Below are 25,805 nucleotides of genomic sequence, written 5' to 3'. Positions count from 1 at the left end.
GCTGATCGCCCTGCCCCGGCTGGACCCGAAGGTGTTCCAGGTGGGCAGCGAGCTGCTGGGGCTGATCTACCAGATCGCGGTGGCGACCAGGATCTTCCTTTAATCCCCTCGAAGTCGCTGCGCGCCTTCGCGAGGGCCCGGTCTCCCTCCGGGATCAAGCCCTCGCACAGCCTGCCGTGGCAACGCCACGGCAGGACACCAGGCAGCGAGTTTGGCATCGGGACGGCCGGTTGCGACCGGCGCGTCTCAAACTCAAGGTTTTCAAAGGGCCTTCGGCCTTTGGCGGGTGGGGTTGGGCGCACTGCGCCCAACGGGGGAGGGCAGCGCCCTCCCCTTTTTCACGCCCGTTGCGCGTCCTGGATCGCCCGCCACACCCGCTCCGGCGTCGCCGGCATGTCGATATGGGTGATGCCGTAATCCGAGAGCGCATCCACGATCGCGTTCATCACCGCCGGCAGCGAGCCTGCGCACCCTGCCTCGCCGCAGCCCTTGGCGCCGATCGGGTTGGTCTTGCAGGGATCCGGCCGGCTGAGGAAGCCGAAGCTCGGCACGTCCGAGGCGCGCGGCAGCGCGTAATCCTGGTAGCTGCCGGAGAGGAGCTGGCCTTCCTCCGAATAGGCCACCTGCTCATAGATCGCCTGGCCGATGCCCTGAACGATGCCGCCATGCGCCTGGCCCTCGACCAGCAGCGGGTTCACGATGACGCCGAAGTCATTCACCGAAACGTAGCGCACCACCTGGGTGATGCCGGTGTCGGGGTCGATCTCCACCTCGCAGATATGGCAGCCATTCGGGTAGGCCATCGGCGCCTCGCCGAAGACATGCTTCACGTCCAGGCTGTCCGGCATCTCCGGCGGCGGGTTGTTCGCCGTGCGGATGCGCGCCGCCACTTCCATGATGCTCATGGAGCGGTCGGTGCCGGCGATGGTGAAGCGGCCGGTGCCGTCGGCATCGCGGGTGAACTCGATATCCGCCGGCGCCGCTTCCAACATATGCGCCGCGGCGAGCCGCCCCTTCTCGATCACCTTCTGCGCCGCCTCGATGATCGCGGCGCCGGAGGCCATGAGCGATTTGGAGCCGCCGGTGCCGCCGCCGGCCACCAGCAGGTCGCTGTCGCCCTGCACCAGGCGGATGCTCTCGAAGGGCACGCCGAGGGTCTGATGCAGCACCTGGGCGAAGGGCGTCCAATGCCCCTGGCCGTAATCCAGCGTGCCGGTGATGATGGTGACGGTGCCGTCCGCGTTGAAGCGGATCTCGCCCTGCTCCTTCATCGGCGGCGCGGTGCATTCGAGGAAATTGCCGATGCCCCGGCCGCGAAGCTTGCCGGCGGCCTTGCTCTCCGCCTTGCGGGCGGCGAAGCCGTCCCAGTCGGCGGCTTCCAGCGCCGCCTCCAGCACGCCGGTGAAGTCGCCGCTGTCATAGATGCTGCCGGAGGGGGCGCTGAAGGGGAAGGCCTCCGGCTTGATATGGTTGATGCGGCGCAGCTCGATGGCGCTGCGGCCGGTTTCCTTCGCCGCCTGCTCCAGCAGCCGCTCGAAGAAGTAATTGCCCTCCGGTCGCCCCGCCCCGCGATAGGCGGAGACCGGCGTGGTGTTGGTGACGAGGCATTTCGTCGTCACCTCGATCAGCGGCGTCGCGTAGTTGGACTGGATGTTCTTAGAGAAATTGCCGGTTCCCATCAGCGGCGCGACGGTCGAAAGATAGCCGCCCATATTGGCGTAGGAGGTAAGGCGCACGGCCAGCGCCCTGCCCTCCGCATCCAGGGCCAGCTCCGCCTCCACCTCATGGTCGCGGCCATGCTGGTCGGAGAGGAAGGAGCCGGTGCGCTCATCCGTCCACTTCACCGGGCGGCCCAGCACCTTCGCGGCGTGCAGCAGGCAAGTGTATTCCGGATAGGCATTGGCCTTCATGCCGAAGCTGCCGCCGACATTGCCGGTGAGGATGCGGACCTTGTCGGTCGGCACCTTCAGGATGTCGTTCGCCATCTGTGCCCGCAGGCCGAACACGCCCTGGCTGCCAACATGCAGGGTGTAGCGGCCGGTGGCGGGGTCGTACTCGCCGATGGCGCTGCGCGGCTCCATGGCGCAGACGACGACACGGTTGTTGCGGAGGGAGAGCCTCGTGACATGCGCGGCGGAGGCGAAGGCGGCGGCGACCTTTTCCGCATCGCCGAAATGGAAATCCAGCACCTGGTTGCCGGGGACGTGGTCGTAAAGAAGCGGCGCGTCGGGGGCTGCCGCCGCGGAGGCTTCGGTGACCGCCGGCAGCACGTCGATATCGACGAAGACGGCCTCCGCCCCATCCTTGGCCGCCGCCTTGCTCTCCGCCACCACGAAGGCCACGGGGTCGCCGACGAAACGGACCTTGTCGGTGGCGAGGGAGGGCCGCTCGATATTGACCAGCGGCGAACCGTCGCGGTTCTTCAGCGGCAGCAGGCATTTCAGCGGGCCGTATTCGGCGAGGTCGGCGCCGGTGAAAACGCCGACGACGCCCGGCACCTCCTTCGCCGCCGCGATGTCGATGCCCTTGATGACGCCATGCGCATAGGGGCTGCGCACCATGACGCACCAGAGCTGGCCGGGCAGGTCGAGGTCGTCGGTGTAGCGGCCCTGCCCCTGCAGCAGGATCGGGTCCTCGTTGCGGGGAACGGGCTGGCCGACGCCGAATTTCAGGCGTGTGATATCCTGCAGGGTAATGTCGGGCATGGGCTCTCTCGCCGCTGTTGGGATTGCGGCAGAGATTGCACCCAGGGCCCAATTTGCAACAGGCCCCCCCGCCCGGACGCGGCGGCGGAGGCTGGCGCTGCCGCTCGCATCGGCGGCCGCGGCACGCCGCGCCGGGCTTCCGGGCGGCGCTATGGCAGAGGTCAGCCGACCGGCGGCAGGTGCAGCGCCACCACTTCATCGCCATGCCCCGCCACGGCCGGGAAGCGCCGGCGCACCTCCGGGTCGTGGCCCGGGACGATGCGGCTCTCGTCGCCTTCCGCCAGGCGCTTCACGATGCGCCAGCCCTGGGTCATGGCGCCGAGGTCGAAGATGATCGGGAAGGGGTTGCCGGTGCCGGGATTGGCATAGAAATGCAACGCATCCGAGGCGATGACGACCGGCCCGCGCGCCGTCTGCACCCGCACCACCTGCAGCCCGTCCGAATGCCCGCCGACGCGATGGACGGTGACGCCCGGCGCCACCTCCCCGTCCCCGTCATGGAATTGCACCTTGTCCGCGAACAGGGCGCGGATCATGGAGACGACGTGATCCGCCTCGAAGGGCACGCGGATGCAGGCGGTGCACATGTGCCGCCCGGTGGCGAAGGCCATCTCGCGGTCCTGGATATGGATGCGGGCATTGGCGAAGAGGTCGATGCTGCCGGCATGGTCGTAATGCAGATGCGTCACCACCACGTCCCGCACCCGGGCCGGGTCGCAGCCCATCGCCTGCAGCCCCTCGGCGACGCTGCGGCTCAGGGTACGGCCGCGCTTCTCGGCGCAGGCGGCATCGAAGCCGGTATCGACGACGATCTCGTGGCCCTCCGCATTGCGCAGCAGCCAGACGAAGTAGTCGAGCGGCATGGCGTCATGCGGGTCGGCAACCGGCAGCAGGAAATTCGCCTGCGCCGGCCGCTCATGCCGGCCATAGCGAATGGCATAGGCTTCCCAATGGCTCATTGGCCCTTCCCCCCTTCGCATGAATGCGGCGCGGCGGCTTCCCCGCCGCGCCGCGGCGGCGGTTCAGCCGCCGGTCTTGTTGCCGCCGAGGATCTCGCCGGCGAGCTTCTCCGAAAGCTGGCTCATCGCCGTGTGGTTATGACCGGGGCCAAGGGCGCTGAGCGCCGAGGCCCACATCTCCTTGCACAGCGCGGAGAAGGGCGTGGGCGTATTGGTGTCCCGCCCGACCTCCAGCGCGATGCCGAGATCCTTCACCATCAGCTCCAGCGCGAAGCCGTCGTCGAAGCGGCGGTTCAGCACATACTGCTTGAACTTGCGCTGGCTGCTGTTGGACATGCCAGAGGAGGCGTTGAGCACATCCACCATCGTTCCGGCATCCAGGCCGAAGCGCTGGCCGATCAGCAGCACCTCGATCCCCATCAGGAAGGTGCCGGCGGAGGAGAGGTTGTTCAGCGCCTTCATCGCCTGGCCGGCGCCGATGCCACCGCAGCGATAGAGGCTGCTGCCCATCGCCTTCAGCACCGGCTCCGCACGGTCCAACTCCGCCGTCTCGCCGCCCAGCATGATCGCGAGGTCGCCGGACTTCGCGCGCGGCACGCCGCCGGAGACGGGCGCGTCGATCATCGCGATGCCCTTCTCCGCCAGCGTCGCGGCGATCTCCCGCGTCTTCGCCGGCTGGCCGCTGGTCATGTCGATCACCAGCGTGCCGGCCGACAGCACCGGGGCGAGCTGCGCCGCCACCTCCGCCACTTGCTTGCTGGTGGGCAGGATGGTGATGACGGCATCCGCGCCCTTCGCCGCCTCGGCCGGGCTGGCTGCCGCGGCGCCGCCCACCTCCTCGGTGAATTTCGCGCTGCGGCCGGGCACGGCGTCGCAGACCGTGACCTCGAAGCCCGCCTTCACCAGGTTGGCCGCCATCGGCCAGCCCATGTTGCCGATGCCGACGAAGCCGACCTTCTTGATGGGGGCGGCCATCACTTCTTCCCCGGCAGCGCGCCTTCGGCCACCAGCACCTCATGCGCCGCCTTGAAGGCATCGAGACCGGCGGGGATGCCGCAATAGGCGGTGGCGTGCAGCAGCGCGGCCTTGATCTCCTCGACCGTCACGCCGTTGTTCAGCGCGCCCTTGACGTGCAGCTTGATCTCCGGCGCGCGGTTCAGCGCCGTCAGCATCGCCAGGTTGATCAGGCTGCGGGTCTTGCGATCCAGCGTCGGGTCGCCCCAGGCCCAGCCCCAGGCCCAGCTCGTCGTCGCGCGCTGGAAGGACATCATGAACTCGTCGGCCTTGGCCATGGAGGCATCGACATAGGCCGGGCCCAGCACCTCGCGGCGAATCGGCAGGCCCTTGTCGAACAGGGCGGAATCTTCAGACATTGCATCCTCCTAGGGAAAGGTGGCGGCAGGCTCGCGCGCCGGGGCCCCGAGGTCAACGGGTGGCGCCGGCTTTCCGGGGAGTTAGGATGGGCGGGAAGGAGATCCGTCCATGTTCTTCAAGGGATTCACGCTCGAGACCCGGGAGGCGAACGGCCAGCGCATCCGGCTGCGGCATGGCGGCAGCGGCCCGCCCCTGCTGCTGCTGCATGGCAACCCGCAGACCCATGCCATGTGGCACAAGCTGGCCCCGGTGCTGGCGCAACGCTACACCGTCATCGCCCCCGATATCCGCGGCTACGGCTTCAGCGCGGCCCCGCCGGTGACGCCGGACAGCCGCCACTACGCCAAGCGGGAGATGGCGGCCGATCTGGTCGCCCTGATGCGGGGCTTCGGCTTCGAGCGCTTCCGGGTGGTGAGCCATGACCGCGGCGCGCGGGTGGCGCACCGGCTGGCGCTGGACCACCCGCAGGCGGTGGAGAAGCTCTGCACCATGGACATCATTCCGACACTCGAGCATTTCGAGCGGGCGGATATGCAGTTCGCGCTCGGCTACTACCACTGGTTCTTCCTGGCGCAACCGCATGACAAGCCGGAGCGGATGATCCTGCGCGACACGGAGGACTGGTTCGACCTGCACACTTCCCGCGAGCCGAAGGACAAGGGCTTCTTCCACCCGGAAGCGCGAGCCGACTACCTGGCGGCGCTGAAGGAGCCGGGGACGGTGACGGCAATCTGCGAGGATTACCGCGCGGCGATCGGCATCGACCTGGAGCATGACCGAGCGAGCCGGGCGGCTGGGCAGAAGGTGCAGTGCCCGATGCTGGCGCTGTGGGGCGCCAAGGGCTCGCTGCCCAAGTGGTATGACGTGATGGCGGTGTGGCGGGACTACGCCGCCGGGCCACTGGAAGGCGGGCCGGTGAACAGCGGGCACTACCTGGCGGAGGAAGCGCCGGAGGAGTGCCTGGGGCATCTCGACCGGTTCCTGTGATGGCTTGAGGAAGCAGGCTCAACCAGCGGGTCCAGACTCCCGGTTTTCAAAGGCCTTTCGGCCCTTGGCGGGATCGGACGCGCTGCGTCCGATGCGAGAGAGGGGCAGCGCCCCTCTCGATCAGCCCAGCGCCTTGTAGAAGAACACCACGTCCTCCGGCTGCCCCTTCGCGTCCAGCGCATAGCCCGGGATGCGCCCGCCTTCCTGCCAGCCCAGCCCGCGGATCAGCGCCTCCGCCGGCCCGCCGGCCGGGCATTCCAGCGTCAGCAGCCTTCGCCCGATGCGCTCCGCCGCCTGCGCCGCCCGCTGCAGCAGCGCCCGGCCGAGGCCCTGCCGCGGCTCCGCCGGATCCACCAGCAGCAGGCTGATCCCGGCGCGGTGTGGCGGCGTGCCAGTCTCGATCTGCACGGTGCCGGCCAGCCGCCCCTCCAGCCAGGCGACCAGCAGCAGCCGGTGGCCGGTCGCCACCTCGCTGGTCACCCGGCGCCAGAGCGCGGGCGTGGCCTCCGGCACCACCAGGCTCTCGCCCGCGTCCTGGCAGCGCGCCAGGATCGCCGCCAGGCAGCGCTCCGCGCTGGCGGCCGCGGCGGCGTCCAGCATCTCCACCACCAGCCCCGTGGCCGGCTTGGCGTAGCGGAACTCCAGGGATTTCGAGATGTCGTCCAGGATGCGGATGGCGCCCTGGCGGACATAGAAGCGCTTCTCGTAGAAGCGATGCGCCGCATCGAAGCGCGTATCGGACCACAGCACGAAGCGCCGGGCGCCCTGCTCCCGCGCATGCGCCTCGGCCAGATCCAGCAGCCGATGGGCAAGGCCGGTGCCACGCTGCCCGGCCGCCACATACATGCGGCAGATCTCCCAGGCATCGTCATCGCCGAGCGGGCGGGTGGCGACCATGCCGACCACCTTCCCGACTTTCTCCGCCACCCAAAGGGCGCCGCTGGCTTCGGCAAAGTAGGTAGCGAGGTGCCGCAGCTCCGGCACTTCGCCATCCACATCCAGCACGCAGCCAGGATACTCCGCCCAGCAGGCGCCGATCAGGGCGATGAAGCCCGCCGCATCCTCGTCCCGACCGGGACGCAGGATCACGACAGCTCCCGGCAGAACTCCTGGATGCGGCTGCAGGCCTCGGTGAGGCTGGCCGGGTCCGTGGCGTAGGAGATGCGCATATGCGGGGACATGCCATAGGCCGCGCCCTGCACCGCCGCGACGCGCTTCTCCTCCAGCAGCGCCATGACGAAATCGGTGTCCGTCTCGATCTTCCGGCCGGTCCTGCTCGTCTTGCCGAGGCAGCCGGCGAGATTCGGGAAGACGTAGAAGGCGCCTTCCGGCTTGTGGCAGGAGATGCCGGGGGCGGCGTTCAGCATCTCCACCACCATGTCGCGGCGCTGGCGGTAGAGCTCCGCCCGCTCCTTCACATAGTCCTGCGGGCCGTCCAGCGCGGCGGCGGCGGCGGCCTGGCCGATGGTGGAGACGCCGGCCGTCGCCTGGCCCTGCATGTTGAACATGCCCTTGATGAGCGCGGCGGGGCCGCCGCCGAAGCCGACGCGCCAGCCGGTCATGGCATAGGTCTTGGAGACGCCGTTGACCGTCAGCGTGCGGTCCTTCAGCGCCGGCTCCACCGCGGCAATGGTGTGGAATTCGTGGCCGTCATAGAGCAGGTGCTCATACATGTCGTCGGTCATGATCCAGACATGCGGGTGGCGCAGCAGCACATCGGCGATGGCGCGCATCTCGGCGTAGCTCGGCACTGCGCCGGTTGGGTTGCTGGGGAAGTTCAGCAGCACCCACTTCGTCTTCGCGGTGATGGCGGCGTCAAGATCCTCCGGTCGCGGCTTGAAGCCATTATTCTGCGGGCAGGGCACGCTGACGGCGGTGCCGCCGGCCATCTTCGCCATGTCGGCATAGCTGATCCAGAAGGGCGAGGGGATCACCACCTCGTCGCCCGGATCGACCGTTGCCATGAAGGCGTTGAAGATCACCTGCTTGCCGCCATTGCCGACGATGATCTCGTCCGCCGCGTAATCCAGCTTGTTGTCGCGCTTGAACTTGCGGCCGATGGCCGCCTTCAGCGCCGGCGTGCCGCCCTGGGGCGGGTATTTGGTATCGCCACGCAGCGCCGCCTGGTGGGCGGCCTCGATGGCATGCGGCGGAGAGGGAAAATCCGGTTCGCCGTTGGAGAGGCTGATGACTTCGATGCCCTGGTTGCGCAGCTCCCGGGCCCGCTGGGTCATGGCGGCGGAGGCGGAGACCTTGATCTGGCTCAGGCGGTTGGCGAGGGCGGGCATGGGTCCTGTGTCCATGGCGGCAAGGCCGGCGAAACTAGAGCAATATCCGATCAGGTGGAATCACCTGACATGATTTCTTGCTCCAGAAAACATAATATCCAGAGCAACTTAACTCCGGCCTGATGGATCGCGCCGTAATCCATCAGGCCGGATGGCTGCGCCAGGCCCGCCCGGCGGCTTCTCCAACCCCTGCGGCGGCACGCGATGCAGGGCTCCGGCAAGGGCCCAAAATCCGCCCCCGTCACCGGACGGGGGCGGCAGGCAGCGTCAGCGCAGGCTCTCGCAGAACGCCCGGATACGCTTGCAGGCCTCGGCCAGCGCGGCGTCGGAGGTGGCGTAGCTGATGCGGAAATGGCCCGGATACATGAAGGCCGCGCCATGCACGCAGGCGACGCCGGCCTCCTCCAGCAGCGCCGTGCAGAAGGTCTCGTCATCGGTGATCTTCACGCCCTTCGGCGTCACCTTGCCGAGGCAACCCTGCATGGAGGGGAAGACGTAGAAGGCGCCTTCCGGCTTGTGGCAGTAAAGACCGGGGGCCTTGTTCAGCTCCTCCACCATCATGTCCCGGCGCTTCTTGTAGGCGGCGCGCATGGTGTCGATGCTGTCCTGCTGCCCGGTCAGGGCCTCCACCGCCGCGGCCTGACTGACGCTGCTGGTGTTGCTGGTGGACTGGCTCTGCAGCTTGTCCATCTGCTTGATGAGCGCGACCGGCGCGGCGGCATAGCCGATGCGCCAGCCGGTCATCGCATAGGCCTTGGAGCAGCCATTCATCGTCACGGTGCGGTCGCGCAGCCGCGGCTCCACCTCGAGGATCGTCGCCGGCCTGAAGCCGTCATAGGACAGCTTCTCGTAGATGTCGTCGGTGAAGATCCAGACATCCGGGTGGCGCATCAGCACGTCGGTGAGCTGCTTCAGCTCCTCGGCATTGTAGGCGGCGCCGGTCGGGTTGCAGGGGTTGTTCAGGATGAACCACTTGGTCTTCGGCGTGATCGCCGCCTCGAGCTGCTCCGGCCGCAGCTTGAAGCCGCTGTTCTGGTCGCAGGGGACGATGACGGGCTTGCCCTCGGCCAGCTCGACGATGTCCGGGTAGCTGACCCAGCAGGGCGCGGGAATGATCGCCTCATCGCCCGGGTTGATGGTGGCCAACAGCGCGTCGAAGATCACCTGCTTGCCGCCGGTGGCGATCAGGATCTCCTCCGGCTTGAACTCCAGCCCGTGGTCTTCCTTGAAGCGGTGGCAGACCGCCTGGCGCAGGGCGGGGGTGCCGGAGACGTCGGTGTACTTGGTCTCGCCCCGCTCGATGGCGGCGATCGCCGCATCCTTCACGTTGCGCGGGGTGTCGAAATCCGGCTCGCCGGAGGACAGGCCGACGATGTCCTTCCCCGCTGCCTTCAGGGCCCGCGCCTTGGTGGTCATCGCGATGGTCAGCGACGGAGAGATGCGGTCGAGGCGGTCGGCGGTGAGCTTCATGGGAACCCTGCGGGTGCTGCGAGGGCCGGGACCCTAGCCCCCGGCGGCGGGGGGTTCAACCCGGCGGCGTCCCATTCCGCAAGGATCTGCCCGGTTCGGTGCGGGTTCAGCCCGGATCGCCCCCGCGCCCGCGCAGCACCCAACCCGCCACCCCCACCGCCGCCAGCACCAGGACCAGGATCACCACCCCCAGCGCATTCACCTCCGGCGTCAGCCCCATGCGGAGGGAGGAGAAGATCAGCACCGGCAGGGTGGTGCCGGCGGGACCGGAAACGAAGCTGGCCAGCACCACATCATCCAGCGAAAGGGTGAAGGCCAGCAGCCAGCCCGCCACCAGGCTCGGCACCATCTGCGGCAGGGTGATGGTGAGGAAGACCACCCGGGGCATGGCACCCAGGTCGGCCGCCGCCTCCTCCAGCCTGGGGTCCAGCCTTGCCAGCCGCGCCTGCACCAGCACGGCGACATAGGCGAGGCCGAGCGTCGCATGCGCCAGTACGATGGTCCCCGCCCCGCGCTCCAGCCGCCAGCCCAGCAGCGTCTCCGCCGCGCCCTGGGCGAGGACGAAGAGCAGCAGCAGGGAGAGGCCCATCACCACCTCCGGCAGCACCAGCGGGGCGCCGGCCAGCAGGCCGAAGAGCGGCCGGCCGCAGAACCGCCCGCCCCGCGCCAGCGCCCAGCCGGCCAGCCCGCCCGCCAGGCAGGCCAGCGTCGCCGCCCCCGTGGCGACGGAGAGGGAGAGCAGCGCCGCCTCCTGCACTCTTGCATTCTCCGCCAGGGCGGCGAACCAGCGCAGCGAGAAGCCGCCCCACTGGAAGGGAATGCGGTCCGCGCTGAAGGCGTAGCCGGCCAGCAGCAGGATCGGCGCCCAGAGGAAGAGCAGCCCGAGGACGAGGATCAGCCGTGCCATCACCCCTGCCCCAGCCGCTGATAGGCGCGGATCGGCAGCGCCAGCACCGCCAGCAGCGTGAGCGCCAGGGCGGCGGCGAGCGGCCAGTCGCGGCTCTGGAAGAACTCCGCCCAGATCACTCGCCCGAGCAGCGGGTCGCCCGGCGGGCCGAGCAGCTCCGGGATCACGAACTCCCCCGCCGCCGGGATGAAGACCAGCAGGAAGGCCGCCGCGGCGGCCGGCAGGGAGAGCGGCAGGGTGACGGAGAGGAAGACCCGGGCAGGCGCCGCGCCGAGATCGGCCGCCGCCGCCTCCAGCAGCCGGTCCCGCCGCGACAGGGCAATGGCCAGGGGCAGCACGGCATAGGGCAGGTAGCTGTGCAGCATGCCGGCATAGAGGGCGATGTCGCTGAACAGCAGCGTCAGCGGCGCCTCGATCAGCCCGAGCCGCAGCAGCACGCCATTGATCCAGCCCTCGTCCCGCAGCAGCCCGATCCAGGCGCCAAGCCGCGGCATCAGCCCGGTCCAGACCGGCGCCAGCACCAGGGCCAGCAGAGGCAGGCGCCAGCGCGGCCGCGCCTCGGCAATTGCGAAAGCCATGGGATAGGCCAGCAGCAAGGCCAGCGCCGCCGTGCCCGCCGCCACCAGCAGGGAGCGCAGCAGCGCCCCTGCGTAATGCGGGTCCTCCAGCAGCAGGGCGAAGCTCTCCAGGCTGCCCTGCCAGGACAGCGCCCCCGCCTGCCAGGCCAGCGGCGGCGCCACCGGCGGCACGCCCTCCGCCGCGCTGCCGAAGGCGATCCAGCCCAGCAGCAGCGCCGGCGCCAGGACCAGTGCCAGCAGCCAGAGGAAGGGCGCCGCGACCAGCGCCGCCCGCATCACCGCCCGGCCTTGAAGCGGTTCCAGAGCCGCGAGCGCGCACGGTCCTCGGCCGGGCCCAGCGTGCCGGGGACGAAGGCCTGGGCCAGGCTCTCCGCCGACGGATAGACGCTCGGATCCTCCCGCACCGCCTCCGGCACCAGGGGGCGCGAGGCAGGAACGGCGTTGGGGTAGCGGACATGGCCGGTGATGGCGGCCATGCTTTCCGGCCGCAGCAGGAAGTCGATGAAGGCCTCCGCCGCCTCCGGATTCGGCGCATCGGCCGGAATCGCCAGCAGGTCGAACCAGAGATGCGCGCCGCTGGCCGGCGCGGCATAGGCGATCTCCACCCCCCTGCCCGCCTCCCGCGCCCGGGCAGCGGCCTGAATGACATCGCCGCTATAGGTCATCGCCACGCAGATCTCGCCCCGCGCCAGCATGTCCAGCAGCGCGCCGGAACCGGGGATGGCGCGGAGATGCGGCCGGATCGCCAGCAGCGCCTGCTCCGCCGCGCGCAGATCGGCCGCCGCGGTGCTGTCCGGCGGCTTGCCCAGCCAGCGCAGCACGGAGGGCAGCACATCCGTCGCGCTGTCCATCACCGCGAGGCCGCAGCGCGCCAGCTTCGCGGCATTCTCCGGGTTCAGCAGCAGGTCGAGCTGGTCGAACCGGGCCCCGGGCAGGAGCTGCCGCAGGGCATCGACGCGGACGCCGAGCCCGACCGTGCCCCAGAGATAGATCGCGCCGAAGCGGTTGCCCGGATCCACCGTGGCGACGCGCGCCATCAGCCCGGGGTCCAGATTCGCCCAGTTCGGGATGCGGGCGCGGTCCAGCGGCCGCAGCGCCCCGGCGCGGACCAGGCGGGCAAAGCTCGGCTCGCTGGTGGGGACAATGAGGTCGTAGCCGGAGCGGCCCGAGGAGAGCTTTCCTTCCAGCGTCTCCAGGCTGTCATAGACATCGTAGCGGATGCGAATGCCGGTCTCCGCCTGGAAGCGCTGGACCATATAGGGGTCGATGTAGTCGGCCCAGTTATAGACGTTCAGCACCGGTTGCGCCGCCAGCGGCCGCGCCAGCAGGGCGCCGCACAGCAGCAGGAGAAGGCAGAAGGCAAGGCGGAAGGCAAGGCGGAAGGCAAGGCGGAGCGGCATCGGACCTCGCAAGGCTGACCGGTGCGGCAGAGTGCCAGACGCCAGCGGAAAGACCACCGGCAAGAACGGGCGGGGGGCGGTCGAGGCCAAGGATCATTTTCCTTGACATTACGAATTTATTCCGGCAGAACCCGCTATGCCGACGGCCGAATTGTGCCCGGCGCCTTCCCCGCACCATCCGCGCCCGCCGCCACAGGCCGCCCCTCCGGGCGGCCCGTCGCGCGCCCGCCCGTTGAGACGGAGATCCCCGTGCCCTTCAGCTCGGCCAACCTGACCGCCCTGGTCCAGGGCAACAACTTCACCCTCTGGCACTACCGCACGACCGACAGCCGCGCTGCGGTCAACATCGCCGGCTATTTCGGCAGCGTCGCCGCCAGCCTGAAGCCCGGTGACCTGATGATGCTGCAGACCGCCGACGCAGTGGCGCTGCTGCCCATTCGGATCGGCGCCGTGCTCGGCACCGGCGTCACGCTGGACGGCGCGGTCGGCCCGCTGAACACGGTGCGCAGCGTGGCCCAGAGCTTCAGCTTCAGCCAAGTGGCCGCGGCGGTGGTCCGCACCATCATCCTGGCGCCCTTCGCCGCCGGCATCGTCGCCGGCACGTCCATCCCGGTCTCGGCCACCGTCACCGGCCCGGTCAGCGCCGTGGTCTTCACGCTCCGCGACAGCAGCGGCGCGGTGGTGCCGCCCACCCAGACCGTCCCGGTCACCAACGGCGCCGCCGCCGCCACCTTCCCGACGCCGCCAGTCGGCACCGGCTACCGGATCTTCGTCGAGGACGTGGCGGACCCGGCCGTCGCCGCCTTTTCCCAGAGCTTCAATGTCGGCCCCGACCTCAAGCTCATCCTGGTCGAGACCGACGGCAAGCTGCTGACCGAGGGCGGCAACACCCTGAAGCAGTAGGCGCCGCGCGCCACCCTTCCCCACCCTGCCGCGAAGATCGGAACGGAGCCCCATGCCCGACGCGAGAATCAGCGAATTGCCCGCCGCCACGGCGCTGGGCGATAGCGACATCACCCCGCTGGTCCAGGCCAGCGGCAGCCTGAGTGAGACCCGCCGCGCCACCATCACCCAGATCCGCAGCGCCGTCCTCGCCGACCGCGGCGCGCATGTGCGGGACTACGGCGCCAAGGGCGATGGCGTGACGAATGACGCCCCGGCCATCCAGGCCGCGATCAACGACCTGAAGACCAAGGGCGGCGGCACGCTGCATTTCGGGCCGAAGGTCTATCGCATCGCCTCCGCGATCACGGTCAGCGACGCCACCATCCGCTTCCAGGGCGCCGGCTTCACCGAGGGGCCCGGCCCCGGCCAGGGGACCTGGCTGCAGGTGAGCTCCACCGGCTTCACCCCCTTCACCTTCACCGGCGTTTCCGCCCGCGGCGCAGGCGTGCGCGACATCGCGGTGCGGCAAAGCCACACCAACCCGCTCAACGCCTCCTGGACCCCGAACGCCTATGACTACGTCTTCCGGGTGGAGGATTGCCTCGGCGGCGTCGATTTCGACAACGTCTTCCTCTGCGCCATCAACAAGGGCATCTACTGCCGGAACTCGGGCCGGCTCGACATCCGCCGCCTGCGCGGCCAGGTCTTCACTGCGGGCGTCGAGATCGATGAGTGCTACGACGTCCCGCGCATCCTGAACCTGCATTTCTGGACCTTCCTGACCTCGAACGACAATGTCGTGCGCTGGCAGCAGGCCAATGGCGACGCGATGATCTTCCGCAAGGTCGATGGTGTCTTCATCGACCAGGCCTTCGCCCTCGGCTACCGGAGCATGTTCCGCTTCGCCTCCTCGGCCGCCGGCAACACGACGAAGTTCTACATCGGCCAGGCTTATGCGGATTTCGTGAAATACGCGGTGCTGGTCGAGGCGAATGGCACCGACGGGCAGATCGGCAACCTCACCAGCCAGGGTGAGGTCTTCAACTCCGGCGGCACCGCCATCACCGACGCCAACGGCATCTGCATCGCGGCCTCCAACACCCGCATCCAGGCGGCGAATCTCCGGATCGACGCGGTTTCGGACAACGCCATCGCGGTGGGCGGCAGCGGCAACCGGCTGGACATCTTCTCCCTGCGCTGCGTGCGATTCAACGCGCAGAACAACGGCGCGGCGGCGATCAGCATCGCGGATTCCGGCGGCAGTGCGCCCAATACGGTCTATCTCGGCTCGCCGGCGCTGCTCGAGGCCGGCAATGGGGGGCCGCTGGTGAACAGCGGCACCAACGGCCTCCTCGCCACCGGCACGCCGGCCGGCCGCGCGGCGCGGCCCGGCCTCATGGTCGGCAGCCCCGACACCGGCCTCTTCCTGCCCAGCACGGGTGGCCTTGCCGGCAGCGCCGGAGGGGTGGAGGTACTGCGCGCCACCGCGGCCGGTGCCGTCACCCTGGGCGCCATGCCCGGCAGCCATGCCTTCGAGGTGGCGACACCCGGCAGCGCAGCGAACCGGGTGCTGGTCACCGGCGGCACCACCGGCAATGCCGTGTCCCTGCAGGCCCAGGGGGTCGATGCCAATATCGGCCTCGCCCTGATCAGCAAGGGCACCGGCGCGCTGACGGCGAGCGTCCCGGACGGTGCCACGTCGGGCGGAAACGCCCGCGGCGCCAATGCGGTGGACTGGCAGTCCTTGCGCTCCACGCCGGCCCAAGCCGCCACGGGAAGCAGTTCGGTGATCGGCGGCGGCTCCTTCAACACGGCCGGCGGCACCAACTCCACTGTCGCCGGCGGCAGCACCAACAGCGTCAACTCCGGCGCGGGCTGGATCCCGGGCGGACAGCAAGCCAGCACGGGCACCAACATCCACCGCGGTGCCTGGTCGGCTGGCCGCTTCAGCACCAACGGCGATGCGCAAGCGGGCGAATTCGTGCTGCGGCGGCAAGGCGCCGATGCCACCGCGGTGCGGCTGACCGCTGACAACGGCAATCCCAGCACGACCAATACGCTGAACCTGCCGAACAACGGCACCTATCTCTGCCGCCTGATGGTGCTGGCGCGGCAGACCGGCGGCAGCGCAGGCAGCGCGGGCGATTGCGCCGGCTGGGACGTGACCGCGCTCATCAAGCGCGGCACCAACGCCGCCGCCACCACCCTGATCGGCGGCGGTACGTCCATCGCTCCCAGCCACAACGACGCCGCCGCCGCCGCGTGGCGGCTGGCCATCGCCGCCGATACCGCCAATGGCGGCCTTGCCATTAGCGGCACCGGCGAGGCGAACAAGACCATCAACTGGGTCGCCCGCATCCTGTCCGTCGAAGCCGTCGGCTGACCCCCCGCCCCACGGAGAGCATCATGGCCCTGCAGACCCCCATCGAGATCCGCAACACCGGGCTGGTCGCCTGCTACTGGCGACTGACCCACACCCAGACCGACCTCCTCGCCGGCGTGGTCGAGTTCCGCCTGCACGGCTACCCGGATGCCGAGGCCCGTCTCGCCGGCAAGGCGCCGCTGCCGGCCATCTGCTTCCGCGCCACGCCGGCGGAGCTGGGGCTGGCGGACATCCACGCCGTCACCACCGCCGCGCTCTACGCCGCCGCCCGCACCCTGCCCGCCGAGGACGGGCAGCTGTGGTTCGCCGACGCCACCGATTGCTGAACAGGAGAGAGCGATGCCCGACCTGACCGATTACGCGAAGAACCTCCTCGGCCGCGCGCTCTGCGCCCGCAGCCCGGCCCTGCCCGCCGCGGTCTATCTCGGCCTCGGCACCGGCGGCAGCACCGCCACGGGCCTCTCGGGCGAGCCGACGGGCAATGGCTATGCCCGCCAGCGCGTGACCTTCAGCGGCACCGGCCCGCAGCAGAACACGGATGCGGTGACCTTCACCTTCACCGCCGCCGCCGGCACGCTGACGCATGTCGGGCTGTTCGACGCGGTCTCCGGCGGCAATGCGCTGACCTTCTCGGCGCTGGCCCAGGCCGCGGCGGTCACCGGCGCCGGCACCGTCACCATCAACCCGGCGGGGCTGGTGCTGGCGGCGAGCTGAGGCGGGAGACGGGGCTCCGCCCCGGGCCCCGGCATGGGGCGCAGCCCCTGCACCCCCGCCGAGGCCAGGACCTGGCCCCGGACCCCGGTGCGCGCTTCCAAAGCCGACGGTTCGGCCTGCAAACTCAGGGCTGAGCTCCAACTAGGGCCTATCAGAGACCGGGCGAGGCGGAGGGCTGGCGAGGGATTTTTCGTGCTGGGCAGGAGGGCGGCGCAGCCAAGGCTGGTTGCCTTGGCAAGCCGACCGACGCCCCAGTGCGAAAAGACCCGCCAGACCGACCCGCGCCCCATCTCTGACAGGCCCCAGAGCAGATCGCCGTAGGGCGGCATCGCCCGAAAGCGTGAATCTGCTCTGCAAACAAAGGCGTAGAGCGCGTTCGGTGAGCCGAAAAGGCTCTAGCGCATGCGGCACTCGGCGGCCCAGGGATCGATGTCGTCGGCCAGCACCTTCCGCATGGCCTCAGTCTGGAACTTTCCGTCCGGGCGCTTCGCCACTTGGCAGAGCCAGAGATCCTGCACGGGGAACTGATTCGCGCCGAAACGGAACTTGCCACGCACCGAGGCGAAGTCCGCGGCATTCAGCGCCGCCCGCAGCGCGTCCTTGTTCTCCGTATTGCCGCCAGTCTTCTTCAACGCGCCATCCAGCAGGAAGGCGGTGTCATAGGCATGGGCGGCGTAGGAGGCGGGGACCATGCCATAGGCTGCTTCGAACCCGCTGACGAAGCGGCGGTTCTGGGCGTTGTCCATGTTCGGCGCCCAGGTGCTGGCGGAGTAGAAGCCCACCGCGGCGTCCTGCTGCGCCGGCAGCGTCGCCTCATCCACCGTGAAGGTGGAGAGGAAGGGGATGTTCTGCAGCCCCGCCTGGCGGTACTGCCGCACCAGGCTGACGCCGAGCCCGCCCGGCATGAAGGTGAAGAGGCAGTCCGGCTTCGCCGCCGCGATCTTCGCCAGCTCCCCGGAGAAATCCATCTGGTTCAAGGGGACGTAGCCTTCCTCCAGGATCTCCCCCTTGAAGCGGGACTTGAAGCCCGCCACCGCGTCCCGTCCCGCCTGGTAGTTCGGCACCAGCACGAAGGCCCGGCGATGGCCGAGATCCTGCGCCGCTTGCCCCATCACCGCATGCACCTGGTCGTTGTTGTAGGAGGTGCAGAAGAGAAAGGGGTTGCAGCCGCGCCCGGCGATATTGGACGGGCCGGCATTGGTACTGATGAGAAAGGTGCGGCTCTCCGTCACCGGCCTTGCGATGGCGCCGAGAATGTTGCTGAACACCACGCCGACGACGAAATCCACCTTGTCGCGCTCGATCGCGGTGCGGACCTTCTGCACCGCCACTTCCGGCCGCAGCTCGTCGTCCAGCACCTGCACCTCCACCGGGCGGCCGCCCAGCTTGTTGTCCAGGTGCTTCATGCCGAGAGCGAAGCCGTCCCGCAGCTGCACGCCGAGGGCGGCGCCGGGGCCGGTCAGCAGGGCGAGCACCGCGACCCTCACCGGCGCGGCCTGGGCGCGCAGCGTGGCGGGCGCCGCGAGGGCGGCGGGCAGCGCCAGGGCGGCGCGGCGGGTGAGCAGCATCATGGCAAGGCGGTTCCCGGGTTGAGGCGCGCCCCTTCCGATGCATGGAACGCGCGGCGAATGACCATGTAACCCGGGCGCGGCGCCGGGCACCAGGGCCGCGCCGCCATGGCCGGGCCCGGACCGCCGGCACCGGCCCGGGCCGGCACCGGCCGCGCCCGGGCGCGGCGGCTCAGCCCGCCGGGGTCAGGATGTGGATGACGCGGCTGGCCAGCAGGTCCTTCACCTTCGCGGCGTATTCCGCCATGTGCGGCGCTGCGGCATGCGCCTTCAGCGCCTCCGGGCTCTCCCACTTCTCGATCACCACGAAGGTGTCCGGGCCGAAGGGCGTCTGGATCTTGCCCGCCCCCTCGAGATCGATGGCCGGGCCGTATTCGATGCAGCCCTTCTCGGCATGGACCGCCGGCATGTTGGCGCGGAAATGGCCCAGCACCTCCTCCCGCTTGCCCGGCTTGGTGGTGATGATGGCGATGACGTGGATCATGCGACGTTTCCCTGGTTGAACACGAAGCTGGTTGGCACCGAACGCCCCAGCGACGCCCGGTCTTTCCGTTGCCAGCCGCGCTTTGCCGCGGCTGGCTGCGCGACTCGCTGATGATGGAGCGATTCGGCTCCCCCATGAAGCTGCGCAGCAGCTTCATGGGGATATTCAGATGGCCTCGTAGGGCAGGCGCTTCACCTTATCCATGTTGAGCCCCTCGATGCGGAGCAGCCTGGTCGCGGCATCGCGGCGCGGGGAGTGCAGCACACCTGGCTCGTACAGATAGGCATCGCCCGGCTTCAGCACGTAGTCGTGCTTGCGCCGCGCCTTGCCCGGCTTGTCGCCGCTCGGCCGCTCCACGCATTCCCAGTCGGTCATGATGGTCTCGCCCTCCGCCTGGCCGTAGATGGCCCAGGAGGGGCCGTGGTCATGCGGCTTGCTGTTCTTCGCCCCCTGATAGGCATGGGCGAGGATGGCGAAGCCCAGCTCGGGATCCTCGTAGAGCACCTTGCGCTCCGGGGTCCCCTCCGGGATGGCCGCGGCGATGAAGCCGGCGTCCTTCAGCGCCGCCCGCACCAGCTCCACCACCTTCTCGCGGCCGGCCGTGCCGGGATGGGTGCGCAGCGCGTCATGGCACTGGGCAGCGAATTGCTCGATGGTCATGGCCATGGCGGCCCTCCCTGGATCTCCGGCCATAGCCAAGCGCCGCCGGGTGCCGCCTGTCAAACCCGCTCGCCCGTCTCGACCGGCAGCCATGCCCCTGCCATCGCCCGGGCACCCGGCTCCGGCGAGCCGCCTGTGGCCGACAATGGCGCAGACCGGCCGCCCCGGCTCGATCCGCCCTGCGGCAGGACGGCCAGCGAGGCGCATCGGGTCACGGCGGCGCCCCCCAGCCTCCGGCGCCGGCGGTGCCCATGACCAGCCGGTCGCCCGTGTGCAGGACCGTGCTGAGCTTCGAGCGGATCTCCTCCCGCCCCCCGTCGCGGCGCAGGATATAGGCCTCGGCAACCCGGCCCGGGCCGCCACCGAGCGCACCACGCGGGGCGGTCAGGTGCCGCTCGCCGCGGAAGCTCAGGGTCAGCGGGCCGTGCAGCACCTCGTATTCGCGGAGGATGCCGCAGCCGCCGGGATGCCGCCCGGCGCCGCCGGAGCCGCGGCGGACGGCAACGCGGTGCACCCGCAGTGGCGCATCGCTCTCCAGCATCTCCGCCGGCTGGTTCATGGTGTTGGAGACATCGGTGGAGATGCCGTTGACGCCGGGGCCGAAGGCCGAGCCGCCGCTGCCCCCCGCCACCACCTCCGTCACCACATAGGGGCTGCCATCGGCGCGCCGGCCGCCGAAGGAGACGATGCAGGACACCGCGGCATTGGGCGCCGGAATGCGCTCCGGCGCCGCCGCGGCCAGGGCGCCGAGGATGGCGTTGGTCAGCACCTTCACCGTGGCGGTGCGGGCATTGACCGCCGCCGGCATGCGCGGATTCACCAGACTGCCCTCCGGCAGCACCAGGCGCAGCGGGCGGAAGCAGCCGCCATTGTTCGGAATGTCCGGGCCGGTGACGGCGCGCAGCGCGAAAAAGGCGCCGGCCATGACGCCGGCGGGCGCCGCATTCACCGGACCGCGCACCTGGGGCGAGGTGCCGGTGAAGTCGATGGTCAGGCTGTCCCCCGCCACCGTCACGGCGACGCGCAGTGGCACCGGCCGGTCCAGCTCGACGCCGTCATTGTCGAGCTGGTCCTCATAGACCCAGGTGCCGTCCGGCAGGGCGGCGATGGCGGCGCGGGTCGCCATCTCCGCCTGCCGCACCAGCTCCCGCAGCATGGCCGTCAGCGGCGCCGCGCCATGCTTGGCAGCAAGTTCCGCCAGCCGTGCCGCGCCGGTGCGGCAGGCAGAAATCTGCGCGTTGAGGTCCCATTCGAAGGCGTCGAAGGTGCGGATGTTGCGGCTGATGATGCGCATGATCTGCGCATCCACCACGCCCTCCCGCGCCAATTGCAGCGGCGGCAGGCGCAGCCCCTCATGGAAGATCTCCGTCGCGCTGGTGGGGACGGAGCCGGGGGTCAGGCCGCCCATGTCCTGGTGGTGCAGGATGGTGGCGGAGAGGGCGATCACCTCCTCCCCGGCGAAGACCGGCACCAGCAGCGACACATCCGGGATATGCGTGCCCCCGTCATAGGGGTCGTTCATCAGGTAGATGTCGCCGGGGCGCATGGCGGCGACGGGGAATTCGCGGATCAGCCGCCCCACCGCCGGCACCAGGCAGCCCAGCAGCAGGGGCAGGGAGTTGGACTGCGCCAGCACCGTGCCGTCCGGCAGGAACAGGCTGGCCGAGGCGTCATTCGCCTCCCGCACGATGGGGGAGACGGCGCTCCGCAGCATGATCGCCTGCATCTCCTCCGCGATGGCGTCGAGGCGGCGGCGGATGATCTCGATGCTGGCGGGGTCCAGGCGATGCGCGGTCATGCGGGGAGGCGCTCCATCAGCAGATGGGTGGCGGCGGCGGTGAGGCGCCAGCCGGGAGGGACCAGCAAGGTGCCGTCGATGGTCTCGAGGATGGCGGGGCCGGCGAGGCGCTCGCCGGGCGGCAGGGCGCGGAGGATGCGGGCGGTGACGAAGCCCGCCTCCCCCAGCCAGGCGCGGCGTTCGCCACCGGGGGCAGCCGCACCCTGGCTGGCGATCAGCGCCACGCCGCGCGGCCGCGCCCGCTGCACCACGCGCAGCGCAACAAGGCGCACCGGCGCGTCCCGCGTGTGGCCATAGGCGTCCCTGTGGACGGCGATGAAGGCGGCGCGAATATCGGCCGCGGGCGTCGCGCTGCCGGGCGGGATGGCGACGTCCAGCGTATGGCCCTGGCCGAGGAAGCTGGCGGCGGCGGTGATCTCGGTCTCCTCCGGCCTGGCGCCGTCCCGCGCCATGGCGGCGGTGCAGCGCGCGGTCAGCGCCGCCATGGCGTCCCGCAGCTCGGCTTCCGGGATCAGCTCCGTGGCGCGGAAGAAGCCCTGGGCGACGTCATGCTCCAGCGGCGCTTCCAGCAGCCCGGTGGCGGCCAGCACGCCGGGGGCGACGGGGACGACGAGGCGGATCATGCCCAGCTCCTCGGCAATGGCGGCGGCATGCAGGCCGCCACCGCCGCCGGCCGGCACCAGGGGCAGCTCCCGCGGATCGGTGCCGCGGCCCACCGTCATGCGCCGCACCGCCTCGGCCAGCGCGGCATTGGTGATGCGGTGGATGGCGATCGCCGCCTCCTCCACCCCGAGGCCGAGCGGGGCGGCGACCGCATCGCGGATCGCCCGCGCCGCCGCCTCGGCATCCAGCTTCATGGTGCCGCCGGCGAAGCGCGCGGGGTCCACCAGCCCCAGCACCACGGAGGCATCCAGCACGGCGGGCGCGGCGCCGCCGCGGCGGTAGCAGGCCGGGCCGGGATCGGCGCCGGCGCTCTGCGGGCCGACATGCAGCCCGCCCGCCGCATCCAGCCAGGCGATGCTGCCGCCGCCGGCGGCGATCGCCAGCACATCGGCGGTGGGGACGCGGACGGGGGTGCGGCCGACGCTGCCATCATGCCGCAGCACCGGGGCGCCGCCGGCGATGACGGCGATATCCGCGCTGGTGCCGCCGATATCGATGGAGATGCCCTCGGCGCAGCCCGCCTCCCGCAGCACGCTGGCGGCGCCGATGGCCGCCGCCGAGGGGCCGGAGAGGGTCAGCCGGATGGGCTTCGCCCGGGCCGCTGCGGCGCCGAGCAGCCCGCCACGGGAATGCATCACCTGCAAGGGCGCCGGCACGCCGCGCGCCGCCAGCATGGATTCGATGCGGCCAAGATAGGCATCCAGCACCGGCTTCAGCGCCGCGTCGAAGACCGTGGCGCAGGTTCGCTCGTATTCGCGGATTGCCGGGTCCACCTCGGAGGACAGGGAGATGGCGATGCCCGGCAGCGTCGCCGCCACGATCTCCTGCGCCCGCCGCTCATGCGCCGGGTTGAGGAAGGCGAAGAGGAAGCAGATGGCGACCGCCTGCACCCCCTGCCCTGCCAGCGCCCGCGCCGCCGCGGCGACGCCCGCCTCGTCCAGCGGCAGCAGCACCGCGCCATCCGGGCCGATGCGCTCCGCTACCTCCAGCCGGCGCTCGGCGGGCACCACCTCCACCGGCGTCTGCGGGCCGAAGATCAGGTCGTAATTGGCGGCGCGGGTCATCCGCCCGAGTTCCAGCACATCGGCGAAGCCCGCGGTGGTGATGAGCCCGACCTTCGCCGCCTTGCCTTCCAATATGGCGTTGGTGGCGACGGTGGTGCCGTGCAGGAAGCGTCCCACCTCCGCCGCGCCGCCGGGCAGCAGGCGTTCCAGCGCGTGGCCCACGGCGCGGGAGGGGTCGTCCGGGGTGCTGGCGACCTTCAGCAGGCGGAAGCTGCCATCCGCGGCGCGGCACACCGCATCGGTGAAGGTGCCGCCTATGTCGATGCCGATCTCAAGGGTCATGGGCCGATCCAAGCGCAGCCGGCGCGCCTGCACCACCCCTGCGCTGGCGGAATCGCGCCTGCCTGCCAGCCAGGGATGGCCTAGGGGCAGCCCCGGTGGCAGAGCCCAGCGTGGCGGCGTCACCGCGGCCGCACGGTGGGATCGATGAGGCGTAACCCCGCGCAGCCCGCCAGCCACGGGCGCTGCCCGATACCCTGCGGCCCCGCCGCTTCAGGCCAATGCGCTGCCGTCCAGCAGGCAGCGCCACGGCCCCAAGACGCCGCGCGGTGGTTTCGTGGGGAGAGCTACCGCCGGTAGCGGTTCACCGTCTCCCACTGCTTCCGGGCTGCCGCGCCGGTCGGCTGGCCACGGGAATCGCAGGGCGTGACGATGCGGGGCGAGATGTCCGAGATGCTGCGCAGCGCGGCGGAGGGCGGCAGGGAATAGCCGGCGAGCAGGATGGTCAGCAGGCCGTCGCCATCCACCGCGACCACCTTGCCCCAATCCCCGGCCTTGGCCGTGCCGAAATCGCCGGGCTCGTCCGCGATCAGCATCACCAGACCGCCGGGCGCAACGCCGGCCGCTGCAGCGCCGCCGGACCGGTTGGCAAGCCTCATGCGCAACCCCTCCAAACCTCGCGGGGCGATCCTGGCAGGAAATCCTTATCAGGCGGTGAGCAGCGCCGCCCGCGCCATCTCCCGCACCGCCACGCTGCCTGGCGGCAGCCGCTCCGCCAGCGCCGCCAGATGCGCATGGTGGGTCAGCAGGATCACCTGGGTGTGCCGGCTCAACTCCAGCAGCGCCTCCAGCGCTGCCAGCGCCCGGTCATCATCGAAGCTCTGCAGGATGTCGTCGCCGATGAAGGGCAAGGGCGGCGCCGCGGCCACATGGTCCTCGATGGCGATCAGGCGGAGCGCCAGGAACAGCTGGTCCCGCGTGCCCTCCGACAGCGCCGCCACCGGCTTCGGCTCGGCATCCGGCGGCTCCACCGCCAGCAGGCGCAGCTCGCCATCCGGGCCCTCCGCCGTCGCCACCCGGGCGATGGCGCCGCGGGTCAGGCGCTGCAGCGTGGCGGAGATGCGGGCGAGCAAAGCGGAGCCATCTACCGCCTCGGCCGCCTTCAGCGCATCCTCCAGCAGGCTGCGCGCCACCTGGAGCACCAGCGCCTCCTCCAGGCTGCGGCCGAGCAGGGCGAGTGAGGCCTGCTCCTCCGCCTTGGCGGCGACGGCCGTTTCCTTCTCCTGGCGCTGGCCGATCTCGGTGCGCAGCCGGCCGGCCTCGCGTGCCGCCGCGGCGGCCTCTTCCTCCGCCGCGCGGGCGGCCTCCTGCGCCTCGGCCAAAGCGAGGCCCAGCGCCTCCGGCGGCAGCGCCTCGGCCTCCGCGGCCAGCGTCGCCTCGGGCCGGCCGTCGCCGGCCTCGCGCAGCGCGGCCTGGGCGCGGTCCAGCGCGGCCAATTGACGCTGGCGCTCCGCCGCCAGGGTGAGCCGCGCCTCCGCCGCCGCCTCATCCGCCGCGCCGAGGCTGGCCAGCAGCGCCGCCCAGTCCCGCGCCAGCGCCTCCCGCTCCGCGGTCAGCCCGGCCAGTTCGGCGTCCAGCGCCGCAAGCTGCTGGTCGAGGCGCGCGCGCTCCGCCTCCCGCTTCTGCGCTGCCACCAGCCTCTCCTGCAGGGCGCGCAGCCCGGCGAAGGGGCCGGCCCCCGCCAGTTCCGGCGCCAGCCGGGCGAGCAGCGGCAGGGCGGCCTCGCGGAAGGCGGTGGCCTGGGTAGTGGCCGCGCGCAGCGCCTGGGCGGCGCTGGCCTCGGCGGCCACAGCCTGGTCCAGCGCGTCCAGCAGCTCCAGCACCACGGCGGTCGCTTCCGGTGCCTCCCCCGCCGGGCGCTGCAGCCGGGCGAGCAGCGCGGCCCAGCGGCCGGCCCATTCGGCCTGGCGGCGCGTGGCGGTCTCCAACGCCGCCGCGGCCGCCGCCGCCTCGCGCTCCGCCTGGGCCAGCTCCGCCGCGGCCATGGCGCGCTGCTTCGCGCGGGCCTGTTCCGCCGCCAGCCGTGCCTCCGCCTGATCGAGCAGCAGGGGCAAGGGTGCCGGCGCCACCTCCAGCGCAGCGGCGAGGCGCTGTGTCCAGCTTTCCTGCCGGGCCAGCAGCGCCGCCCGCCCCGCCTCGGCCGCCGCCACCGCCTCCAGCGCCGCGATCACCGCATCCCGCGCCGCCAGCAGTCGGCGCAGCTCGGCCGCATTCGCCTCCGGCGGAAGGCCGAGCGGCGCCACGGCCGCGGCCCAGGCGGCGCTGGCGGCCTCCTGCTGCGCCGTGGCGGCCGCCAGCGCCTCCGCCGCCGCCGCTTGCCGGGCCCGGTGCCCGGCGAGTTCCGCCGCGATGGCCGCCGCCTCGCCCAGCCGCGCCGCCTCGGCCAAGCGGCGATCGGCGATGGCATCCGCCTCCGCCAGCGCCCGGTCGAAGGCGAGGTCGAGCGGCGTCCCTCCGGCAAAGGCCGCTTCCTCCGCCGGATCGGGCGGGGTGGGGCCGAAGGCGCGGCGGCGGATCAGGTGCCAGCCCTGGTCGCGGCGGCGGCGCGCCTCGGCGAGGGCCGCCTCCTCCGGCAGCCCGGCCCGGCCGCGCAGCGCCTCGAGGCGCGCTTCCGCCTCCCCGGCGGCCGCCTCGGCGGC

Annotated in this window: 22 protein-coding genes; 5 read left to right on the top strand and 17 right to left on the bottom strand. The window is 71.1% G+C overall.

Annotated elements, in window-relative coordinates; translation table 11 throughout:
* Nucleotides 1-338: 338 nt before the first annotated feature.
* From NJ376_RS24395 to NJ376_RS24380, 4 genes are all read right to left on the bottom strand, one after another.
* Nucleotides 339-2,705 (bottom strand): xanthine dehydrogenase family protein molybdopterin-binding subunit, encoded by a 2,367-nt coding sequence (locus tag NJ376_RS24395; protein WP_252955887.1) that lies wholly within the window; start codon nucleotides 2,703-2,705, stop codon nucleotides 339-341.
* 161 nt (nucleotides 2,706-2,866) lie between these two features.
* The gene (locus NJ376_RS24390) at nucleotides 2,867-3,664 is read right to left on the bottom strand and encodes an N-acyl homoserine lactonase family protein (RefSeq protein WP_252955886.1); all 798 of its coding nucleotides are present in this window, start codon (nucleotides 3,662-3,664) and stop codon (nucleotides 2,867-2,869) included.
* A gap of 63 nt (nucleotides 3,665-3,727) precedes the next feature.
* The gene (locus NJ376_RS24385; RefSeq protein WP_252955885.1) at nucleotides 3,728-4,639 is read right to left on the bottom strand and encodes an NAD(P)-dependent oxidoreductase; all 912 of its coding nucleotides are present in this window, start codon (nucleotides 4,637-4,639) and stop codon (nucleotides 3,728-3,730) included.
* The gene (locus tag NJ376_RS24380; RefSeq protein ID WP_252955884.1) at nucleotides 4,639-5,037 is read right to left on the bottom strand and encodes a carboxymuconolactone decarboxylase family protein; all 399 of its coding nucleotides are present in this window, start codon (nucleotides 5,035-5,037) and stop codon (nucleotides 4,639-4,641) included. The genes NJ376_RS24385 and NJ376_RS24380 overlap by 1 nt, the downstream gene beginning before the upstream one ends.
* 109 nt (nucleotides 5,038-5,146) lie before the next feature.
* On the opposite strand from NJ376_RS24380, the gene NJ376_RS24375 reads away from it, so the two are divergent.
* The gene (locus NJ376_RS24375) at nucleotides 5,147-6,025 is read left to right on the top strand and encodes an alpha/beta fold hydrolase (RefSeq protein ID WP_252955883.1); all 879 of its coding nucleotides are present in this window, start codon (nucleotides 5,147-5,149) and stop codon (nucleotides 6,023-6,025) included.
* 120 nt (nucleotides 6,026-6,145) lie between these two features.
* Here NJ376_RS24375 and NJ376_RS29045 read toward each other — a convergent pair whose 3' ends face one another.
* From NJ376_RS29045 to NJ376_RS24335, 6 genes are all read right to left on the bottom strand, one after another.
* Nucleotides 6,146-7,114 carry a GNAT family N-acetyltransferase gene (locus tag NJ376_RS29045; RefSeq protein WP_370288605.1) on the bottom strand — a complete coding sequence of 323 codons (969 nt, stop codon included), beginning with the start codon at nucleotides 7,112-7,114 and terminating at the stop codon, nucleotides 6,146-6,148.
* On the bottom strand, nucleotides 7,111-8,313 hold the full coding sequence (locus tag NJ376_RS24355) for a pyridoxal phosphate-dependent aminotransferase (protein ID WP_252955882.1): 1,203 nt from the start codon (nucleotides 8,311-8,313) through the stop codon (nucleotides 7,111-7,113). The genes NJ376_RS29045 and NJ376_RS24355 overlap by 4 nt, the downstream gene beginning before the upstream one ends.
* Before the next feature lie 267 nt (nucleotides 8,314-8,580).
* Entirely contained in the window at nucleotides 8,581-9,783 is a 1,203-nt protein-coding gene (locus NJ376_RS24350) for a pyridoxal phosphate-dependent aminotransferase (RefSeq protein WP_252955881.1), read from the bottom strand.
* A gap of 106 nt (nucleotides 9,784-9,889) precedes the next feature.
* Nucleotides 9,890-10,690, bottom strand: coding sequence for an ABC transporter permease (locus NJ376_RS24345; RefSeq protein WP_252955880.1), 801 nt, complete (start codon nucleotides 10,688-10,690; stop codon nucleotides 9,890-9,892).
* Nucleotides 10,690-11,544: an ABC transporter permease gene (locus tag NJ376_RS24340; RefSeq protein ID WP_252955879.1), complete on the bottom strand. Its 855-nt coding sequence runs from the start codon at nucleotides 11,542-11,544 to the stop codon at nucleotides 10,690-10,692. Before NJ376_RS24340 ends, NJ376_RS24345 begins: the two co-directional genes overlap by 1 nt.
* Nucleotides 11,544-12,668 carry an extracellular solute-binding protein gene (locus tag NJ376_RS24335; RefSeq protein WP_252955878.1) on the bottom strand — a complete coding sequence of 375 codons (1,125 nt, stop codon included), beginning with the start codon at nucleotides 12,666-12,668 and terminating at the stop codon, nucleotides 11,544-11,546. The genes NJ376_RS24340 and NJ376_RS24335 overlap by 1 nt, the downstream gene beginning before the upstream one ends.
* 249 nt (nucleotides 12,669-12,917) lie before the next feature.
* Between NJ376_RS24335 and NJ376_RS24330 the strand changes: the two genes are divergently transcribed.
* Genes NJ376_RS24330 through NJ376_RS24315 form a run of 4 tightly spaced genes read left to right on the top strand, consistent with a single transcriptional unit; the run spans nucleotide 12,918 to nucleotide 16,650 of the window.
* Nucleotides 12,918-13,571, top strand: a complete 654-nt coding sequence (locus NJ376_RS24330) for a hypothetical protein (RefSeq protein WP_252955877.1) — start codon at nucleotides 12,918-12,920, stop codon at nucleotides 13,569-13,571.
* A gap of 52 nt (nucleotides 13,572-13,623) precedes the next feature.
* Nucleotides 13,624-15,936, top strand: a complete 2,313-nt coding sequence (locus NJ376_RS24325; protein ID WP_252955876.1) for a glycoside hydrolase family 55 protein — start codon at nucleotides 13,624-13,626, stop codon at nucleotides 15,934-15,936.
* 23 nt (nucleotides 15,937-15,959) lie between these two features.
* On the top strand, nucleotides 15,960-16,262 hold the full coding sequence (locus tag NJ376_RS24320) for a hypothetical protein (protein WP_252955875.1): 303 nt from the start codon (nucleotides 15,960-15,962) through the stop codon (nucleotides 16,260-16,262).
* 13 nt (nucleotides 16,263-16,275) lie between these two features.
* Complete coding sequence (locus NJ376_RS24315; protein WP_252955874.1) at nucleotides 16,276-16,650, top strand: phage tail fiber protein; 375 nt, start codon at nucleotides 16,276-16,278, stop codon at nucleotides 16,648-16,650.
* A gap of 395 nt (nucleotides 16,651-17,045) precedes the next feature.
* Here NJ376_RS24315 and NJ376_RS24310 read toward each other — a convergent pair whose 3' ends face one another.
* From NJ376_RS24310 to NJ376_RS28880, 7 genes are all read right to left on the bottom strand, one after another.
* The gene (locus tag NJ376_RS24310; protein ID WP_252955873.1) at nucleotides 17,046-18,221 is read right to left on the bottom strand and encodes an ABC transporter substrate-binding protein; all 1,176 of its coding nucleotides are present in this window, start codon (nucleotides 18,219-18,221) and stop codon (nucleotides 17,046-17,048) included.
* 169 nt (nucleotides 18,222-18,390) lie between these two features.
* Nucleotides 18,391-18,702 carry a putative quinol monooxygenase gene (locus NJ376_RS24305; protein WP_252955872.1) on the bottom strand — a complete coding sequence of 104 codons (312 nt, stop codon included), beginning with the start codon at nucleotides 18,700-18,702 and terminating at the stop codon, nucleotides 18,391-18,393.
* Nucleotides 18,703-18,867: 165 nt separating this feature from the next.
* Nucleotides 18,868-19,368 (bottom strand): cupin domain-containing protein, encoded by a 501-nt coding sequence (locus NJ376_RS24300; protein ID WP_252955871.1) that lies wholly within the window; start codon nucleotides 19,366-19,368, stop codon nucleotides 18,868-18,870.
* A gap of 205 nt (nucleotides 19,369-19,573) precedes the next feature.
* Nucleotides 19,574-21,160 carry a hydantoinase B/oxoprolinase family protein gene (locus tag NJ376_RS24295; protein ID WP_252955870.1) on the bottom strand — a complete coding sequence of 529 codons (1,587 nt, stop codon included), beginning with the start codon at nucleotides 21,158-21,160 and terminating at the stop codon, nucleotides 19,574-19,576.
* Nucleotides 21,157-23,169 carry a hydantoinase/oxoprolinase family protein gene (locus NJ376_RS24290; protein WP_252955869.1) on the bottom strand — a complete coding sequence of 671 codons (2,013 nt, stop codon included), beginning with the start codon at nucleotides 23,167-23,169 and terminating at the stop codon, nucleotides 21,157-21,159. The genes NJ376_RS24295 and NJ376_RS24290 overlap by 4 nt, the downstream gene beginning before the upstream one ends.
* Before the next feature lie 284 nt (nucleotides 23,170-23,453).
* The gene (locus tag NJ376_RS24285) at nucleotides 23,454-23,765 is read right to left on the bottom strand and encodes a hypothetical protein (RefSeq protein WP_252955868.1); all 312 of its coding nucleotides are present in this window, start codon (nucleotides 23,763-23,765) and stop codon (nucleotides 23,454-23,456) included.
* 48 nt (nucleotides 23,766-23,813) lie between these two features.
* Nucleotides 23,814-25,805, bottom strand: a 1,992-nt coding sequence (locus tag NJ376_RS28880; protein WP_256476566.1) for an ATP-binding protein, incomplete at its 5' end; no start/stop codon positions are given.

Origin of the sequence: Siccirubricoccus soli, from assembly GCF_024178315.1 — a bacterium.
In the GTDB taxonomy this organism is placed as follows: domain Bacteria; phylum Pseudomonadota; class Alphaproteobacteria; order Acetobacterales; family Acetobacteraceae; genus Siccirubricoccus; species Siccirubricoccus soli.
Note: the sequence above shows the minus strand (reverse complement) of the source record. Positions and strands in the feature narration are given on the sequence as shown.

What these genes read in the sequence shown, in the direction of transcription:
- NJ376_RS24285 (WP_252955868.1), bottom strand. Translation starts at nt 23,765, where the DNA reads ATGAGGCTTGCCAACCGGTCCGGCGGCGCTGCAGCGGCCGGCGTTGCG.
- NJ376_RS24350 (WP_252955881.1), bottom strand. Translation starts at nt 9,783, where the DNA reads ATGAAGCTCACCGCCGACCGCCTCGACCGCATCTCTCCGTCGCTGACC.
- NJ376_RS24315 (WP_252955874.1), top strand. Translation starts at nt 16,276, where the DNA reads ATGCCCGACCTGACCGATTACGCGAAGAACCTCCTCGGCCGCGCGCTC.
- NJ376_RS24395 (WP_252955887.1), bottom strand. Translation starts at nt 2,705, where the DNA reads ATGCCCGACATTACCCTGCAGGATATCACACGCCTGAAATTCGGCGTC.
- NJ376_RS24290 (WP_252955869.1), bottom strand. Translation starts at nt 23,169, where the DNA reads ATGACCCTTGAGATCGGCATCGACATAGGCGGCACCTTCACCGATGCG.
- NJ376_RS24355 (WP_252955882.1), bottom strand. Translation starts at nt 8,313, where the DNA reads ATGCCCGCCCTCGCCAACCGCCTGAGCCAGATCAAGGTCTCCGCCTCC.
- NJ376_RS24300 (WP_252955871.1), bottom strand. Translation starts at nt 19,368, where the DNA reads ATGGCCATGACCATCGAGCAATTCGCTGCCCAGTGCCATGACGCGCTG.
- NJ376_RS24385 (WP_252955885.1), bottom strand. Translation starts at nt 4,639, where the DNA reads ATGGCCGCCCCCATCAAGAAGGTCGGCTTCGTCGGCATCGGCAACATG.
- NJ376_RS24305 (WP_252955872.1), bottom strand. Translation starts at nt 18,702, where the DNA reads ATGATCCACGTCATCGCCATCATCACCACCAAGCCGGGCAAGCGGGAG.
- NJ376_RS24335 (WP_252955878.1), bottom strand. Translation starts at nt 12,668, where the DNA reads ATGCCGCTCCGCCTTGCCTTCCGCCTTGCCTTCCGCCTTGCCTTCTGC.
- NJ376_RS24310 (WP_252955873.1), bottom strand. Translation starts at nt 18,221, where the DNA reads ATGATGCTGCTCACCCGCCGCGCCGCCCTGGCGCTGCCCGCCGCCCTC.
- NJ376_RS24380 (WP_252955884.1), bottom strand. Translation starts at nt 5,037, where the DNA reads ATGTCTGAAGATTCCGCCCTGTTCGACAAGGGCCTGCCGATTCGCCGC.
- NJ376_RS24320 (WP_252955875.1), top strand. Translation starts at nt 15,960, where the DNA reads ATGGCCCTGCAGACCCCCATCGAGATCCGCAACACCGGGCTGGTCGCC.
- NJ376_RS24375 (WP_252955883.1), top strand. Translation starts at nt 5,147, where the DNA reads ATGTTCTTCAAGGGATTCACGCTCGAGACCCGGGAGGCGAACGGCCAG.
- NJ376_RS24295 (WP_252955870.1), bottom strand. Translation starts at nt 21,160, where the DNA reads ATGACCGCGCATCGCCTGGACCCCGCCAGCATCGAGATCATCCGCCGC.
- NJ376_RS24340 (WP_252955879.1), bottom strand. Translation starts at nt 11,544, where the DNA reads ATGCGGGCGGCGCTGGTCGCGGCGCCCTTCCTCTGGCTGCTGGCACTG.
- NJ376_RS24345 (WP_252955880.1), bottom strand. Translation starts at nt 10,690, where the DNA reads ATGGCACGGCTGATCCTCGTCCTCGGGCTGCTCTTCCTCTGGGCGCCG.
- NJ376_RS24325 (WP_252955876.1), top strand. Translation starts at nt 13,624, where the DNA reads ATGCCCGACGCGAGAATCAGCGAATTGCCCGCCGCCACGGCGCTGGGC.
- NJ376_RS24390 (WP_252955886.1), bottom strand. Translation starts at nt 3,664, where the DNA reads ATGAGCCATTGGGAAGCCTATGCCATTCGCTATGGCCGGCATGAGCGG.